The following is a 16699-nucleotide window of genomic DNA, read 5'->3' as shown; positions in this document are numbered from 1 at the left end:
AGCGTCATTCTCTTATATTTAAAAGCTTTAGGGCTGGAGAAGAAGTTTTATTTAAATTATAGATAATCTTATTTGGCTTTAACCCTTCTATAAGGAATGTAAAAATAGATAGCTAATATCACTGCAGTTAAGGCAGCAAAAGCTAGTTTAAATCCTTCACTAATATTTAGAGGGGTAAAGAAACCTTCGATAATACCTGCTATAACAAGCATTACTACCACTCCACCCATTAGGGACACCGCAGTTTTAGAGCCTTTTATAAGGGAATGTTTTCTAGTAAGCTCCCCTGGTACCAATAGGCTTCTTGCTATTATAAGTCCTGCAGCTCCAGATATAAAGATAGCTGTAAGTTCTATAACACCGTGGGGAAGTATTAAGGACCAATAGTTTATGGGATTACCGTACTTATAAATAATAGCGGTGAGAGCACCTAAAAGCGCACCATTTACAAAGAGTACATACATAGTGCCAAGGCCAAAAGTTATTCCTAAAGCAAAGGCTTTTAAGGATACTTTGATATTATTTACCATTATAATACTAGACATTAAAGGGTAGTTCCAATTACCGCCGCCACCAGTTTGTCCTTGTTTTACTCCTTCTACTAATTGAGGAGGCAGGAATAACAAGGCATTATCTGTGGATACTGCAACCATAATGGCACTTATGATTATCCCTAACATGAAAAGAGCAAAGGAGCTTATAAGGTATGTTTTATTTTCTTTAAGGAGCTTTGGAAAACCTGTAGTAATATATTTTAAAAGTTCTCTGGGATTAAATTTTTTCACTGCATAAACATCATTATGGCATTTTCCCACCAAGGAATTTAGATATATGGTGACGTTGTTTTGTGCATAATGGGTTCTTGCATAGGCTAAGTGATGGCTGGAAAGCCTAAATACATGTAAAAATCTCTTTATCTCCATGGAGGAAAAAGATTTTATGCCTTTTTTGTTTATTTTGGTAGAGAAGTTCTCTAGTTCTTGCCATATGTTTGAATTTTTTTGTATAAATTGTTCTTCTTTCAATATTTTCACCTCATGTTAATTTTACCAAATAAATCTAGGATGTTGTACCATTAGGAGAGTGATATTTATGAAAAAAATAAAAATTATTACACCGGAAAATATAGAAATCGAATATACCCTTGCAGATCTGGGTTCTAGAATGGCTGCTGCAGTTATAGATACATTGATTAAAGATCTAATAATCTTGGCTATGGTTATTGGACTTCTAATTTCATTATATTATGCTCCACATTTTTGGGAAGAAAATTATGGTTGGATAATAGGCATATCTCTTATAGTTTTTGTTTTAATAAGCTATGGTTACTTTCTAGTAGCTGAGCTTAAGATGAACGGTAGAACTCCGGGTAAAAAGATATTAAAGCTTAGGACTATACGAAATAATGGTGAACCTATAACCTTTAAGCATTCTGCCTTAAGAAATTTGTTTAAGATATTTATAGATAGCTACGGTATAGGGGTAGCTCTTATTTATCTAAACAAAGATCATAAACGCATTGGGGACTTTGTTGCTTCCACCATGGTAATAGCTGAAGAAGAAAAAACAGCACCTATCACTTTAGAAAGCATTCAAACGTCTAACGAGCAACTATCGTATTATATTACACCAGAGGAAAATAGGCTGATTCGTGACTATTTTGAAAGAAAAAATACTATGGATGATTATTATAAGACTCAACAATCCTTAAAAGAGTATTTTACTAAGAAGTTTGAAAGTTTAGGAATACTTGAAGAAGGGCAAGATTTTATTAATAAGATTTAACATTGATAGAGAGAAAGTAAGAAGTAGGAAGTAAGAAGTAAGAAGTAAGAGTTAAGAGATAAGGCAAGTATAAGTGAATTAAGTACTTTCACTTTTGATTATATCTCGTAATTTATGGGTATTGTACAGGAGAGTATTATGAGAGAGTTTAACGAATTAAAGGATTTTAATTTAGAAGAAAAACAAGAATTATTTTTTACTATGTATGGTAATAAGTTTAAAGCTCTAGGAAAAAAGAGCGGAGTGATAAATAGAATAATAAGCTTAAATAAAAATACAAAACCTAATCCGGAGAAATTGGCAGTAGTAGAGGGAATATGGGCGTTGGATTTAGCTATGAAGTATAATATCCCCATAAAATATTTCTTGATATGCCTAGAAAAGATACATTCCATAGAATCACAAAAGCTTATAAGGGATTATGTGCAATTGGCAGAGGAAAGTTATATTGTATCAGAAAGGGTTTTTAATACCTTAAGTGAGAAGGAGAATTCTCAAGGGGTATTAGCTGTATGTTATCTTAAACCTAAAACCTTGGATGATATATATGTGACAAATAATTCTGTAGTGCTGATACTGGACGGGCTTGAAATTCCAGGGAATGTGGGGACTATAATAAGGTCAGCGGATGCTACGGATATAGATTGCATAATAATAAACAATAAGAAGACTAGATTAAATCATCCAAAGCTTATAAGAAGCAGTATGGGGGCTTGTTTCAAGGTTCCTATAGTAGAGTCGGATTATGAGGAAACTATTAAATGGCTTAAGAAAAATAACTATAAAATTATACTTACAGATACCTCTGCTGAAAAGGAATACTATGAACTTCCCTATAAAGGCAGGGTAGCCATAATCATGGGAAGTGAAAAGTATGGTGTATCTGAGAATTGGTACAATACAGATTATACAGGGGTTTCCATCCCAATGCTGGGAGATTGTGATTCCTTAAATGTGGGAGTGGCCTCTACAATAATACTTTATGAAGCTTCTTTAAAAAATAAAGGTATCAAATAAATGCTACAAGAAAGGTAGCTTATTTTAATGAATAAAAATCGCAGACTTTTTTGTATAATTTTAATGTTAACTATAGTGGCGGCACTAACTTTAGCAGTGGTTTATAGATCTAATGTCGTTAAAAGTGATGTATTAAAGTGGAGTTTTATATACAAAGATAGAAAAATTAATACTAATTTTAAATCAGGCAAATATCTGACCATTTTTACAGCTACAGACATACATCATTTATCTAAATCTTTGAGAGATGAAGGACAGGGGTTTAAAAGTTTTATGGGTCTTGGAGATGGTAAACAGACAGATTATACTGAGGAGATAATGGATGCTTTTGTAAATGATATTAATAAGAAAAAACCTGATATATTAATTATTAGCGGGGACTTAACTAATAATGGTGAAAAAAAGAGCCACCTAGAACTTGCAGAAAAACTGAATCGAGTAGAAGAATCAGGTACTTTGGTTTATGTTATCCCAGGTAATCATGATATATCTAATCCTTGGGCCAGATCTTTTCAAGGAAATGAACAATATAAAGCAGAAACTATAAATTATAAGGAATTCAGTAAAATTTATAATAAATTTGGATACGGTGAATCCATATCAAGAGATAAAAGCACTTTAAGCTATTTAACAGCTCCTTCTGAGAATCTTTGGCTTTTGATGATAGATACAAATCAATACAAGAATAACGAAAAAAATGGATCTCCCCAAACAGATGGGAGGATAAGCAATGAAACACTTCAATGGATAAAAAAATGCAGTGAACTGGCCAAAAAGAACAATGCTGAGATTGTTACTGTAATGCATCATAACTTACTTAAGCATAGTGATTTAATCAATAAAAACTATACAATAAATAACAGTGAAGAAGCTATAAAAGTATTTGAAGAATATGGATTAAATTTAGTATTCAGCGGTCATATACATATTCAAGATATAAATTATCATAAGGTGGACAATAATTCCCATCAGGAATATAACAAAAATTATATTTATGAAATTGTAACTAGTGCACTTAGTGTTTATCCTCAGCAATATGGGGTTATAAAATACTCTTCTGGTAATGGTTATGATTATAGTACTGCTAAAGTAGATGTAGAGGCTTGGGCAAAGGAAACGGGTAATAACCATAAGAATCTTAATGATTTTAGTGAGTTTTCAAGGAAGTCCTTTGAGAATAATGGTTACTTTAAAGCCTATGATGTTTTATACAACAATAACAAATATAGTGAAGAAGAAAAGAAATTGATGTGTGAGCTAGTAGGAGAATTGAATTTAAGCTACTTTTCAGGAACCCAGGATCAGGTTTCTCAGGAATATAAAAACACAAAAGCTTATAAATTATGGGAAGACAGTCAAATAGATTTTTTCAAAAGGTATATTAAAAGTATTACTAAAATAAAAGATATAAACAATAATAAAATATTTATTTCTAAGACTTTCTAATGTAATTTTAATGTTCTACTAATTTTACTATAATAATCCCCACCTATAATAAAGATATAAGATAAATAAAAATTTTTGGAGGGATATAGTATGATAACTATAGAACAGATTGATGAATTAAGAAAAAGATTAGATGTAAGTTACGAAGAGGCAAAGGAAGCTTTGGAAGCATGTAATGGAGATATGCTGGAAGCAATAATCTATTTAGAAAAAAAACACGAAGAAAAAAGAAATTCTAGTAGTGAGCAATCTAAGGAAGAACATTGTGAAGATGGTTTTTCTAAATCTTTAGGAAAATTTATTAACTGGTGTAAGGGAGTTATAAAAAAGGGTAACAGTAATCATATAATAATTCAGAAAAACGATAATGTGATTTTAAGACTTTCTCTTACAATATTCTTTTTAGTAGTTGTAATAGCACCTTATATCTCAATACCTTTAATGCTTATAGCATTATTTACCGGACATAAGTTCTCTTTTCAAGGAAAAGATGTAGAAAATACCAAGGCTAATAGTGCCATGGATAAGATGTCTCAAGCTGCAGAAAATATTAAATCAGAAATTGCTAAATAGAATTAAATCATGGCAAATTTAATAGTGATAAAAATACCTACTAAACAGCAATGTATCTTGCTGCAGGTAGGTATTTTTTATCTCAAGGTTATTAAAATAAGAATTATTTCATAATAGAGGATTAATTTTTCTTTTTATAGTTATTTTGGTTATAATCTAATTATAGGAATGATACATAGCATCATTTTAAAAGGATATAATAATTTTTTAGTATAGCATTCACCTATACATAGGTAGGGGGTATTATCTGTGAAAGAGAATATATTAATTATTGAAGATGAGGTTAAAATTGCAAGGTTTTTAGAATTAGAATTGAACTATGAAGGGTATAAGGTAGATAAGTCCTATGATGGAAGAGAAGGATTAATGATGATAAAAAATGGTGATTATGATTTAATTCTTCTTGATATAATGTTACCTTCTATGAATGGTATGGAAGTTTTAAGAAGGGTGAGAGAGTTTTCTGAAGTGCCTATTATAATGCTCACTGCCAAGGATGAAACCATGGACAAGGTTACAGGACTAGATATGGGCGCTAATGATTATGTAACTAAGCCTTTTGAAATTGAAGAGCTTTTAGCTAGAATAAGGGCAGCTTTAAAGAGAAAAATGGTTAATAAACAACCTTCCAGTGTATTGCAGCTTAATAGCCTCAAGGTAGATTTAGACATGCACCTAGTTAGTTATCAGGGGTATGATGTAGAACTAACCAAAAAAGAATTTGATCTTTTAGAGTACCTTTTAGAAAATAAAAACAGGGTATTAACCAGGGAAAAGATATTGGAAACCGTGTGGGGCTATGATTATATGGGAGATACCAATGTGGTGGATGTGTACATAAGATATTTAAGGAGCAAAATAGATGATAAATATAATGTTAAAATAATTCATACTGTAAGAGGAGTAGGGTACGTTATTAAAGATGAATAATAAAAAATCTAAACCTAATAAGCCAGAGAATGAATATGTGACTCTAATAACTGATATGATTAAAAAGTTATTCAGTCTTATAAGAGAAGAGTACAAAAAGCATTTAACCAAAGTAAGGCTTTCTATAATCCTTAAGCTTAATATAATGTATGTTTTAAGAATTATGAGTATCATGTCTACATTAAATATAATTATTTTAGGATGTTACGGATATTTTACCTTTAGAAGAATGGAAGATAAAATGTCTCAAAGCTTTAATGAGATATCAAAGGAATATATTATGGAAAGCAATGTTCCAAAAGAAAAGCTCCAGCTCATAAGCTCGTTGAGCGGGTTTGAAATAAGGGTTTTTGATGAAACACAAAAGCTTGTGTATAGAAAAAATGAAGAGTATATGAATAAAGGAGCAGAGGCTATTCCTGAAAAACTAGTTACTTTTGATGAAAATAGATCTTTAGAAAATCAACAAATTTCCAACTTAATAAATGGAAAAAGCAATGCAATAACCGGTGAAATTTTTAGATTTAATTATGTATATGAAAAGAATTTGCCAAGTAACAACGGACAAATTAATGTTAAACTAGCTTTCCCTTTGTATGAAGAATTAAGAAATTTATTAAGAATTTTACTTGCCCTTAGTATAGCTGAGGTTATATTAGCTTTGTTGTCTTTAAGAAAGACGGCCAAGAGAAGTAGAAAAATATTAAGTCCAGTAAATGAAATGATAGATACGGTGAGAAATATTACTATAAATCGCATGGATACAAGGATTAGCACTGGGGGAACCCAAGATGAGCTCAAAGACCTGGCCATAACCTTTAATGATATGTTAGATAGGATCCAAAGGGCTTATGAAATTCAAAATCAGTTTGTTTCCGATGCATCTCATGAATTAAGGACTCCTATAGCTGTTATTCAAGGATATGCTAAAATGTTAGACCGATGGGGAAAGCAGGATGAGAAGGTACTAGATGAATCTATAGAAGCCATAAAATCAGAATCTGAAAATATGAAGGATTTAGTGGAGAAACTGCTATTCTTAGCCAGAGGAGATAAAAACACACAGGCTATTAGCATGGAGGAATTTTACCTTAATGAGCTTATAGATGAGGTGGTTAGGGACACAAGACTCATTGACACTGAGCATGAAATTAGAAATAACATCAATGAATCCATAAAAATATATGCCGATGCTAAGCTGTTAAAGCAGGCTATTAGAGTGTTTGTAGATAATAGTATAAAATACACCCCAGCTGGTGGAGTAATAACACTATATTCCTTTAAAGAAGGAAAAGAAGCGGTAATAGCTATTAAAGACACAGGTATAGGAATTGATGAAAAGGACTTACCTAATATATTTAACAGATTTTATCGTGCGGATAAATCCAGAACTAAGGAAACTGGAGGCACTGGTCTAGGATTATCCATAGCAAAATGGATAATAATGAAACATAAAGGCAGCATACAGGTGGAAAGTGCTCTGAATAAAGGTACTAAGGTAGTGTTAAGGGTTCCACTAATGGTGCCAGGCGTGTGACTGGCACCTTAATATTTACTATTGACTAGTAAAACTTCATATTATATAATGTACGAGGTAGTTTAAGAATTTAATAATATACATATTAATTTATAGATTAAAATTAATGAATATGAAAAATATTTAAAGCAGATGGGCGGCTATATCACCCATTTGCTTTTTGTTTTGTAAAAAGGAGGTTCTTATGAAAAAATTATTTAAAGACAAGAAGTTTTTCTTAACTATTCTTACCTTAGTTATACCAATTACCCTTCAAAATTTAATCAGTTCATCTCTTAATATGGTGGATAATGTAATGATAGGAAAGTTGGGAGAAAATGAGATTGCTGCAGTGGGACTAGTGAATCAGTATTTCTTTATATTTATGCTTTGTCTTTCAGGGATAAATGCAGGAGCAGGAATATTCATGTCCCAATTTTGGGGTAAGAAGGATAGGAATAATATAAAAAAGGTTTTAGGATTAGATTTAGTTCTTGGAACTATTGCATCTGTATTATTCACCTCAGCTGCATTAATAGCTCCTCAGTCTATAATGAGGATATTTACTCAAGAACAAACGGTTATAAATTTAGGTGTACAGTATCTTAGGATAATTGCTGTAACCTTTATGCTTACTAACATCACTCAAGCTTACTCCACAGGATTAAGATGTACAGGCATTGCCAAGCCATCCATGTTTGCCAGCCTTGTGGGAGTATTAACTAATGCTTTTTTAAACTGGATATTTATCTTTGGCCATTTTGGTGCTCCAGCCATGGGCGTAGCGGGAGCAGCCTTAGCCACCAGCATTGCTAGACTTGTAGAAACAGCTTTTGTAGTTATTTATACTTATGGGTATAAAACCACTGCTGCAGCTAAGTTTAAAGAACTTTTATCCTTTAATATGGATTTTGTTAAGATTTACTTTAAAACTTCTTCTTCAGTAATTATAAATGAATTAGTATGGGCTTTAGGCATTACCACTTATTCAGTAATATATGCAAAGATAGGTATAAGTGAAGTGGCAAGTATGCAAATAGCGAGTACAATAAATAACATGTTTATGGTACTTTGCATAGGATTAGCCACTGCAGCATCCATAATGATAGGGAACAAAATAGGAGCTGGCGAAGAGGAAGAAGCCATTTCCTATGCTACCAAGCTAGGAATACTAGCCCCTATAGTGGGTATAGTTACTGGTGCAGCACTTTGGATCTGCTCACCCTTTATAATAAAAGCCTTCAATGTAAGTGAAGCCACTTTAAAATCTACTATTACGGTACTAAAGATTATGGCGGTTTTTGCACCTCTAAGATTCTTTAATGTACTTATGATTGTGGGAGTATTTCGTGGCGGTGGAGATACTACCTACTCCATGCTTGTTCAACTTGGAACCGTATGGTGTTTCTCAGTACCAATAGGCTTTATAGCGGCAGTGTACCTAAAGCTCTCTCTACCCCAGGTGTTCTTCATAATATGCACGGAAGAGTTAGTAAAGGTGGTATTCGAAGCTTATAGACTTCACTCAAAGAAATGGATAAAAAATGTAGTTCAGGATTTGGACCTAATTGCAGTTTAAAATATTAAATAAAGGTTTGTGTCCAAAGTCTAGAATAAATATCGTACCTAGGAATACAAGATTAAAATGTTAAATAAAAGGTTGTCTCAAAATAATATCTGAGACAACCTTTTGTTATTTATTTGGATTTAAGTTCATCTACTTTATTATCACTAATTATTTTAGGAATTTCAGTGTATTTAGACTGATTAGAAACTCCTAAAAGCTCCATAAACTGTTTAATATTAAAATCATAAGGTTTAACTCTTCATCTGATGGTTGAAACATACTAGCCAAAGTTAAAAAGTTTTTAGAAATTGTATGATGTTTAAATTTGCTATCTAATAATAATGCTATTGCATGGAGCTAAATGGATTTGCCCTCGCTACGCTTCACTCAACCTTTAGGGACGCTCGCAGTGTGCGAACTCCTTAGTGTTAACTAGGGGTTTTTACACCAGTGTGAAGTGAGTATTGCTTCGTCTAGGGCAAGACAAATCAGATAAACTGACCCTTGACCACGCCTTAAATATAGTTCTACAACCGTTCATTTAATAAATAAAAAATAAATGGCAAAAAAGAAGGAATACCAATAAACTTGTAGAATTACTATTTAATGGACATATTGGTATTAACTATAAATAATGATATAACTAACTAAATTATACTAAGGTAATGTTTAATATGAAAAATTTATTAAAAACGAAATTTCAATAATTGAAAGGCTTTAAAAAGAAAGGAGATATTATGAATTTTAATAATCGAAAATTCACTTTGTTTGTTCGAACTATTAGTGGTATTGTTTTAGGGCTTATTGCAATAGATATAATTTTTTTCAACCATAAATATATTTGTCAAAATAGATTCACAGGATTGATAGCAGGTATTGCTGGTGTATTGGTTCAATATAAAGTTGATTATGCTAAAAAATCATTTAAAGAAAGATTGCTAATTATAATATCAATTTTAATTATTGCTTCAATTTTATATTTCTTTTGGTATAAATAAAAATATAAGATCTATATATTACAGAATATTGTCAATAATGAATGAAACTTTTTTGCATAGAATAATTTGACTTGTTTATACTTATATGGTAATATTTGCTTAAAATAAAAAGGAAGGTTATTTTATAAAGTTAAGAAAATTTACTTAAGTATTGTGCATATCTTTGGTTATTGCTATGTTACCAAATTAATAGTACAAGGAGATAAGATACTATGAGTCAATATCCAAGTTGGTCTACAGTTATTGCCCTTCTTAGCTTAATGATACTACTTTATAACAATGCAAGAACAATCCGTAAAGATTGTGAGTCTAGAATCTCCATGCTGGAAAAACGCATCATAAAATTAGAAGAACAATTAAATATCAATAATAATGAATAAAATAAAAAGTAAGTAAAAAAGTCTGCATTAATATCCTGTTATTTATAAGTAAAGATGATGTCATAGTATTAATTTAAGTATATATTTACAATGGTGATAAAAGCATCGAGGAAAATAATCCTTGATGCTTTTTTTAATGCATAAAAATAAATAGCACTCAAGAAGAATGTTTTAAATCTTCACTAGAAGATTAGAAAACTATTATTTTATTCTATATATTGCAATAATACTGTTTGATATGAATCTTACAATTCTGAAAGATAAGTACTTACAATGTAAGTTTGCTGATATGGAGATATAATCTTTAGGAATGTATACTTGGTTATAGTGGTAGACCTTAAGAGGTTAAAACTAGTTATTAACAATAGAGAAGTGATAAAAATTAATTATGTAAATCAACTTCCAATATAAATATGAATAGGAGAGATAACATATGGAAATTTTAAAGGTGGAAAATTTAAGTAAGATTTATGGTAAAGGTGACAATAAAGTAGAAGCTCTTAAGAATATAAATCTGAGCCTTAATAAGGGAGAATTTACTGCTATAGTAGGGGCTTCAGGTTCTGGTAAAAGTACCTTGCTTCATTTATTGGGAGGATTAGACAGGCCCACTGATGGCGGCGTCATTATAGATGGAGAAAGCATTTATAAATATAACGAAGAAAAGCTGGCGATTTTTAGAAGAAGAAAAGTTGGTTTTGTGTTTCAATTCTTTAACTTAATACCTGTTTTAGATGTGGAAGAAAACATAGCCTTACCAGCATTAATGGATAATAACAAAGTGGATAAGGATTATCTAAATGAGGTTGTAGATCTATTAGGACTTAAAGAAAGAAAGCATCATCTTCCATCAGAATTATCCGGCGGCCAGCAGCAAAGGGTATCCATTGGAAGAGCGCTTCTAAATAAGCCTTCCATAATATTAGCGGATGAGCCTACAGGAAACTTGGATAGTAAGACTTCTAAAGAGGTAATTGAACTATTAAAGTTTACTGCAAAGAAATATAGTCAAACTCTTATATTAATAACCCATGATTTTAATATTGCCTCCATGGCAGATAGAATAATTACCATTCAAGATGGAGAGATAACTTCAGACAAATATCTTAAAACTAAGTAAGAATTAAACTCATGAAATTTATTAAATAGCTTGCAAAAATAATCTTAGAACTATTGGAACTAAGCAAAGTGTATAAGCAAGTAAGGAGGCAATTATGCTTAATAATTATAAACAGCTCACAGGAAGATATTTAAAAGCAAATAAAAAGAGAACAATTTTGACCATAATAGGAATCATACTATCTGTAGCCCTAATATCCTCTATAGGACTTTTCTTTAAAGGTATTCAGCTGGCTCAGATAGACGAAGCAAAGAACAGCTATGGTTCTTATCATATAATGTATAATAATGTAGACAAAGATCTGCTCTCAAAAATACAGAACAATCCTAAGGTAGCCAGAAACGGATTGATTGTTAATGGCCAGAAAATAGAAGTGCAAAAGGGAGTTAAGCTAGGGGAGGTAATTGCTACCGATAAAGGATTAGAACTTCTTCCCTATAAGATAAAAGAAGGAAAATTCCCTGAAAAAGAAAATGATGTAGCTTTAGAAAAATGGACCCTTAAAATTATTGATAAAAATGCAAAAGTAGGAAGCAAAATAACTATAGCAGGTAAAGAATATACCCTCACAGGAATATTAGATGACAACGTAAAGAGTCAAATGGACAACGAAGGAGTAATATTATACGTAAATAATAGTATAGATTTAAGCAAGGAAAAAGAAGCCATGCTAGCGGTGGAGATAAGCTCAAAAACTAGCCTTAGGACTGCAGTTAGGGAATTAAAGGAATTAAAGGACCAGAAAAATGTTCACGTTAATAGCTTCTTAGTATCCCTTCAGGGTGGTGCAGAAAAAGATAGCGGCATCATGGGACTTTATACTACTATAGCTATAATAATAGGAATAGTGGTGATTTCTACCATAGCGGTAATATATAATTCCTTCCACATCAGCGTGGTAGACAGAATTAAGCAGTTTGGACTTTTAAGAGCAGTAGGTACTACTCCTAAGCAAATAAGAAAAATTGTATTTAGGGAAGCTAGTATTTTAGCACTAATAGGAATCCCTCTAGGATTATTATGCGGAGTTATTGCCATATATGGTATAGGTTTTACTTTTAAGATAATAGGAAAAGATTCAGTACAGTTTGTGAAACCCTCCATATCTCCAGGAATTCTTGGCATAAGTGCTTTAGTAGGATTAGTGGCTATCTATATATCAGCCTTTTTACCAGCACATTTTGCAGGTAAGATATCACCACTAGTTGCTATAAGCAGTAGAAATTCTATAAACAAAGAGAAGATAAAAAGAAGAAAAAGCTTTATCTTTAATAAATTAATGGGCTTTGAAGGCTCTTTAGCATATAAGAACATAAAAAGAAATAAAAAAAGATATAGGATAACAGTGTTCTCCATAATAATAAGCGTGTTATTGTTTATTACCTTTAAGTCCTTCATGGACATGTCTCTGCAAATATCATCAGATTTAAATGAATCACAAGATATACATTTTATTGTGTATAAAAATAGAAATGGTGAAGAAGGCAAATATGGTATAGAAGATAAATTTATAAAGGATTTAAGTAATTTACAATCTATAGATAAGAGTTATAATGTATACCATAATATAGAGTTTGCATCAGCCATAGAAAAGAGCGCAGAAATTCCAGAAGTTAAAGAAATAGAAGGTGTATATAAGGATATTAAATATGAAGGAAAGGATAGAACCTTTATAAACAGTTCTCTTGCGGTTTATGATAATAATGCTTTAGAGGCTTCTAAAAAATATTTAGCATCTGGGAATATAGATGTTGATAAGCTCAATAGTGAAAAGGGAGTAATTGTTATAAACAAAAACAGAATGTATATGGAGAAGAAAAAGAAATCTTACTATGGAACAGCGGCAAGTTTAAAGGTAGGTGATGAAATATTTCTCAAAAGTGGAGATAACAGCGAAACACCTGAGGTCTTTGGTAAGGGTAAGGTTGAAAAAGTTAAAGTTATGGCGGTACTTGAAAATGATCCCTTTAATTTTAACGGACCACAAAACGGGTTAAAGCTTATAACTACCGAAAAAGTAGCAAAAGAAATAGTGGATAAAGAAAGAGCCAAACATATAGAGCCAGTTAAAGTAGCTATGAAGTTAAAGGATTTAAAGAATGAAGAGGCTGTTCAAGGAGAAATAGAAGAAATCATAAAACAAGATGGTTCTTTAAAGATGATAAATTCTATAGATGATAATAGAAAAATGAAATCTACTATGCTTATGGTGCAGATACTCATGTACGGTTTCGTCACTGTAATTTCTTTAATAGGCAGTGTTAATATTATAAATACATTAACCACCAACATTATTTTAAGAAAAAGAGAATTTGCAGCATTAAAATCTATAGGATTAACTCAAAAAGGGTTAAGAAAAATGATTGTATTGGAAGGCCTTTTCTATGGCATATTTGGAGCTTTATATGGTTCCATATTAGGAACAGGAGTATCTTACTTAATGTTCAGCGGTATGTCTGGTGCCAGGGATTTTGCATGGAATATACCTTGGAATGCTATTATAATTGCAGTAGTATGCTCATTAGCCATAGGCTACCTTTCAGTATTATCACCTCTAGCAAGAATCAAGAAAGATAATCTTATTGAAGCTATTAAGGATGAGCATTAAGATGTAAATATATAATTTGATTTTCAATAGAAGATTAAAAGCTTTATCTACAGTTAGGGTGAGTGTGATTAGTAATTAAAAGTAAATAAGTGCTTAATTAATTAGGTGTAAAATAAAGTGCATTGCTTTTTAGTTTTATAATAACTTCAAAGCAATGCTTTTATTTCAGCAACGGTTATTATAGAATAAGTAATAAGTAAGAGGTAAAAAGTAAGAGATAAGAGATAAGAGATAATAGGTAAGAAGTAAGAAGTAAGAAGTAATAGGTAAGAAGTAAGAAGTAAGAAGTAATAGGTAAGAAGTAAGAAGTAAGAAGTAATAGGTAAGAAGTAAAAAGTAAAAAGTAAAAGATAAGAAGTAAGAGGTAAGAGAGAATAGGCAAGGGGTAAAGGAGAATAGTTAATAGGCATAGATAAAATTTATCTCATAGCTAACCGTCCCTAATCCCCACGCTTCTTTAAGTGGTAGGGTAAGGAGCGTTAAGCTCCTGGATAAATTCTTTTAAGCTTCAGCTGGTACTAGTATTCTTTTTAAGAGGGTCCTCATCTGTAGCTAAGGATCACTTGCTCATAAAAACTCTATGAGTTTTATCCATAACTCTTACCTCTTACTTCTTAGTTCTTACCTAAACTCTTACCTAATTTATATTAAAGGTGGTGGAAATATGAATAGATTATTGTTAGTGGAAGATGATGAACCTCTAGCTTTAGGCATAGAGTTTACTCTTAAAGATGAGGGTTATGAAGTTTTTAGGGCTTCTACTGCTTCTCAGGGGAGAGAATGGTTTTTAAAAGAGCAATTTGACCTTATTATATTGGATGTGAATTTACCGGATGGTAATGGTTATGATATATGCAAAGAAATAAGAGAAAAAAGTGATGTTCCAATAATATTTCTTACAGCTTTGGACGAAGAGGTAAATGTGGTTTTAGGCTTAGAAATAGGAGGAGATGACTATATTACTAAGCCCTTTAGAGTTAGGGAATTGCTTTCTAGAATTAAAGCCTTGTTAAGAAGAAATTCAAAAAATACTTCCACAGGAAACCTTTTAATTAGTGGAGATATTTCCTTAGATGTATCTAGGGCTTTGGTGAAAAAGAATGATGAGGACATTATACTTACAGCCCAAGAGTATAAGCTTTTGCTTATATTTATGAGTAATGCTAAGAATTTAATGAAAAGAGACGAAATACTCAGTGAACTATTAGAGGGAGCAGAGGCATTTTTTGATGAAAATACCCTATCAGTTTACATAAAGAGGATAAGAGAAAAGATAGAAGATAATGTAAAAGATCCTCAGTATATAGTTACTCAAAGAGGGCTTGGATACAAATGGAACAAAGATGTGGTGAAAGAGAGTAGATCATAATGAATAATTATTTTTATAATCCGGAACTTAGAAAAAGTTCCACTATATTAATAGCTTTAATGATAGTTTTCATAGCATGCACAAGTCTTCTTCTCAAGTTACATCATGATAACTTAAAAGAAGATTATATAAATGTTTTTGGCAGCATATCCGCCAAGGTAGCGGAAAAAGACCCTGAAATGGCAAGGGAGATGATACCTCTTATAACCAAAGGTATAGGAGAAGAAGACATGGCTAAGGGAAAGATGTTTCTTAAGGAATATGGTATAAGTAAAAGCTTGGAAAATGAATTGTTTCCATATCTCGAGTCCACAGTACTTAAGAATACTTATACCTTTACAATTATGGTTTTTATTTTAACCATCCTGCTATTTGTTTTCAATTATTTTCAGTATGGAATCTTCTATAAAAAACTAAGACGAATAACCCAAGGAGCCAAAAAAGTAGTGGAAGGGGAATATGATATAGCCATAAGCGAAGATAGGGAAGGGGATTTTTCAAAATTAGCCTTTGCTTTTAACTCTATGAGAGGTATTATAAGAAATAACATCAATGAGCTTCAAAAAGAAAAGCAGTTCTTAGTGGATTTATTATCAGATATATCTCACCAGCTAAAAACCCCTTTAGCTTCCATGATAGTATATAACGATATAATGTTAAACAAGGAACTTACAAGAGAACAGAATAAAACCTTTTTATTAAATAATCAAGGCCAACTAAACAGGATGGATTGGCTTATTAAAAGTATCTTAAAATTGGCTAGAATAGATGCTAAAGCCATAGAGTTCAATAAAGAGAATCAGAGTTTAAATGAGACCATTGATGAAGCTTTAGAAGCGCTAGAAAGAAAAGCTTTAGATGCTAAAGTAAATATTAATTTTAAACAGGATAAGGAAATAGAATTTAAGCATGATAGATTATGGCTTCAGGAGGCTGTAATTAATATAGTAAAAAATGCTATTGAACACACTAAAGGAGGCGGGGAAATAAACATAGATATAGAAGAAAACCCCCTTTATAAAAGGATAACCATAGAAGATACTGGGGAAGGCATTCCTGAAGAAGAATTGCCTTACATATTTAAGAGATTTTATAAAGCAAAGACTTCTAAAAAAACTGAATCCATAGGCATAGGCCTAGCCTTGGCTAAGTCCATTATAGAATCCCATAAGGGTATTATTGAAGTTGAAAGTGAAATAGGAAAAGGGACGAAGTTTATTATTACCTTGATGACAGGCATGTGACATAAGCGAACATTCCAAATCTACGCTTTGGAATGTTCGCTTACTTCTTCTTTGCACCTAAAGCTTCCTAACTTTATTTTTAAAGCTTTAGGTGTGGAGAAGAAGTTTCTTTGTGGTAAAAAGAGTTTGTCACTTGTCACGTGCCT

At 31.6% G+C, this 16699-nt stretch carries 14 protein-coding genes; 13 read left to right on the top strand and 1 reads right to left on the bottom strand.

Features of this window, described 5'->3' with window-relative positions; translation table 11 throughout:
* Positions 1-68 precede the first annotated feature (68 nt).
* On the bottom strand, positions 69-1025 hold the full coding sequence (locus BUA82_RS06225) for a stage II sporulation protein M (protein ID WP_073005720.1): 957 nt from the start codon (positions 1023-1025) through the stop codon (positions 69-71).
* A gap of 67 nt (positions 1026-1092) precedes the next feature.
* Between BUA82_RS06225 and BUA82_RS06220 the strand changes: the two genes are divergently transcribed.
* The 13 genes from BUA82_RS06220 to BUA82_RS06160 all read left to right on the top strand — a co-directional run bounded on the left by BUA82_RS06220 (position 1093) and on the right by BUA82_RS06160 (position 16553).
* Positions 1093-1785 (top strand): RDD family protein, encoded by a 693-nt coding sequence (locus BUA82_RS06220; protein WP_073005719.1) that lies wholly within the window; start codon positions 1093-1095, stop codon positions 1783-1785.
* 138 nt (positions 1786-1923) lie between these two features.
* Positions 1924-2802 (top strand): RNA methyltransferase, encoded by an 879-nt coding sequence (locus BUA82_RS06215; protein ID WP_073005718.1) that lies wholly within the window; start codon positions 1924-1926, stop codon positions 2800-2802.
* A gap of 27 nt (positions 2803-2829) precedes the next feature.
* Entirely contained in the window at positions 2830-4248 is a 1419-nt protein-coding gene (locus BUA82_RS06210; RefSeq protein ID WP_073005717.1) for a metallophosphoesterase, read from the top strand.
* 90 nt (positions 4249-4338) lie between these two features.
* The gene (locus tag BUA82_RS06205; RefSeq protein WP_073005715.1) at positions 4339-4821 is read left to right on the top strand and encodes a DUF4342 domain-containing protein; all 483 of its coding nucleotides are present in this window, start codon (positions 4339-4341) and stop codon (positions 4819-4821) included.
* Positions 4822-5070: 249 nt separating this feature from the next.
* On the top strand, positions 5071-5751 hold the full coding sequence (locus tag BUA82_RS06200) for a response regulator transcription factor (protein WP_073005713.1): 681 nt from the start codon (positions 5071-5073) through the stop codon (positions 5749-5751).
* Positions 5744-7288: a sensor histidine kinase gene (locus tag BUA82_RS06195; protein ID WP_242948929.1), complete on the top strand. Its 1545-nt coding sequence runs from the start codon at positions 5744-5746 to the stop codon at positions 7286-7288. The genes BUA82_RS06200 and BUA82_RS06195 overlap by 8 nt, the downstream gene beginning before the upstream one ends.
* A gap of 184 nt (positions 7289-7472) precedes the next feature.
* Positions 7473-8846: an MATE family efflux transporter gene (locus tag BUA82_RS06190; protein WP_073005711.1), complete on the top strand. Its 1374-nt coding sequence runs from the start codon at positions 7473-7475 to the stop codon at positions 8844-8846.
* A gap of 725 nt (positions 8847-9571) precedes the next feature.
* Positions 9572-9832 carry a hypothetical protein gene (locus tag BUA82_RS06185; RefSeq protein WP_073005709.1) on the top strand — a complete coding sequence of 87 codons (261 nt, stop codon included), beginning with the start codon at positions 9572-9574 and terminating at the stop codon, positions 9830-9832.
* A gap of 212 nt (positions 9833-10044) precedes the next feature.
* Entirely contained in the window at positions 10045-10212 is a 168-nt protein-coding gene (locus tag BUA82_RS20650; protein WP_178140700.1) for a hypothetical protein, read from the top strand.
* Between the two features lie 433 nt (positions 10213-10645).
* Positions 10646-11332, top strand: a complete 687-nt coding sequence (locus BUA82_RS06180) for an ABC transporter ATP-binding protein (protein ID WP_073005706.1) — start codon at positions 10646-10648, stop codon at positions 11330-11332.
* A gap of 94 nt (positions 11333-11426) precedes the next feature.
* Positions 11427-13940: an ABC transporter permease gene (locus tag BUA82_RS06175; RefSeq protein ID WP_073005704.1), complete on the top strand. Its 2514-nt coding sequence runs from the start codon at positions 11427-11429 to the stop codon at positions 13938-13940.
* A 664-nt stretch (positions 13941-14604) separates the two neighbouring features.
* Positions 14605-15309, top strand: a complete 705-nt coding sequence (locus BUA82_RS06165) for a response regulator transcription factor (RefSeq protein ID WP_073005699.1) — start codon at positions 14605-14607, stop codon at positions 15307-15309.
* A complete protein-coding gene (locus tag BUA82_RS06160) occupies positions 15309-16553 on the top strand; it encodes a HAMP domain-containing sensor histidine kinase (protein ID WP_073005697.1) in 1245 nt (414 codons plus the stop codon). Before BUA82_RS06165 ends, BUA82_RS06160 begins: the two co-directional genes overlap by 1 nt.
* The last annotated feature ends 146 nt before the right edge of the window (positions 16554-16699 follow it).

Origin of the sequence: Clostridium amylolyticum (assembly GCF_900142075.1) — a bacterium.
Taxonomy (GTDB): domain Bacteria; phylum Bacillota; class Clostridia; order Clostridiales; family Clostridiaceae; genus Clostridium_AA; species Clostridium_AA amylolyticum.
The sequence above is the reverse complement of the archived record's forward strand: the minus strand, read 5'-3'. Positions and strand labels throughout refer to the sequence as shown.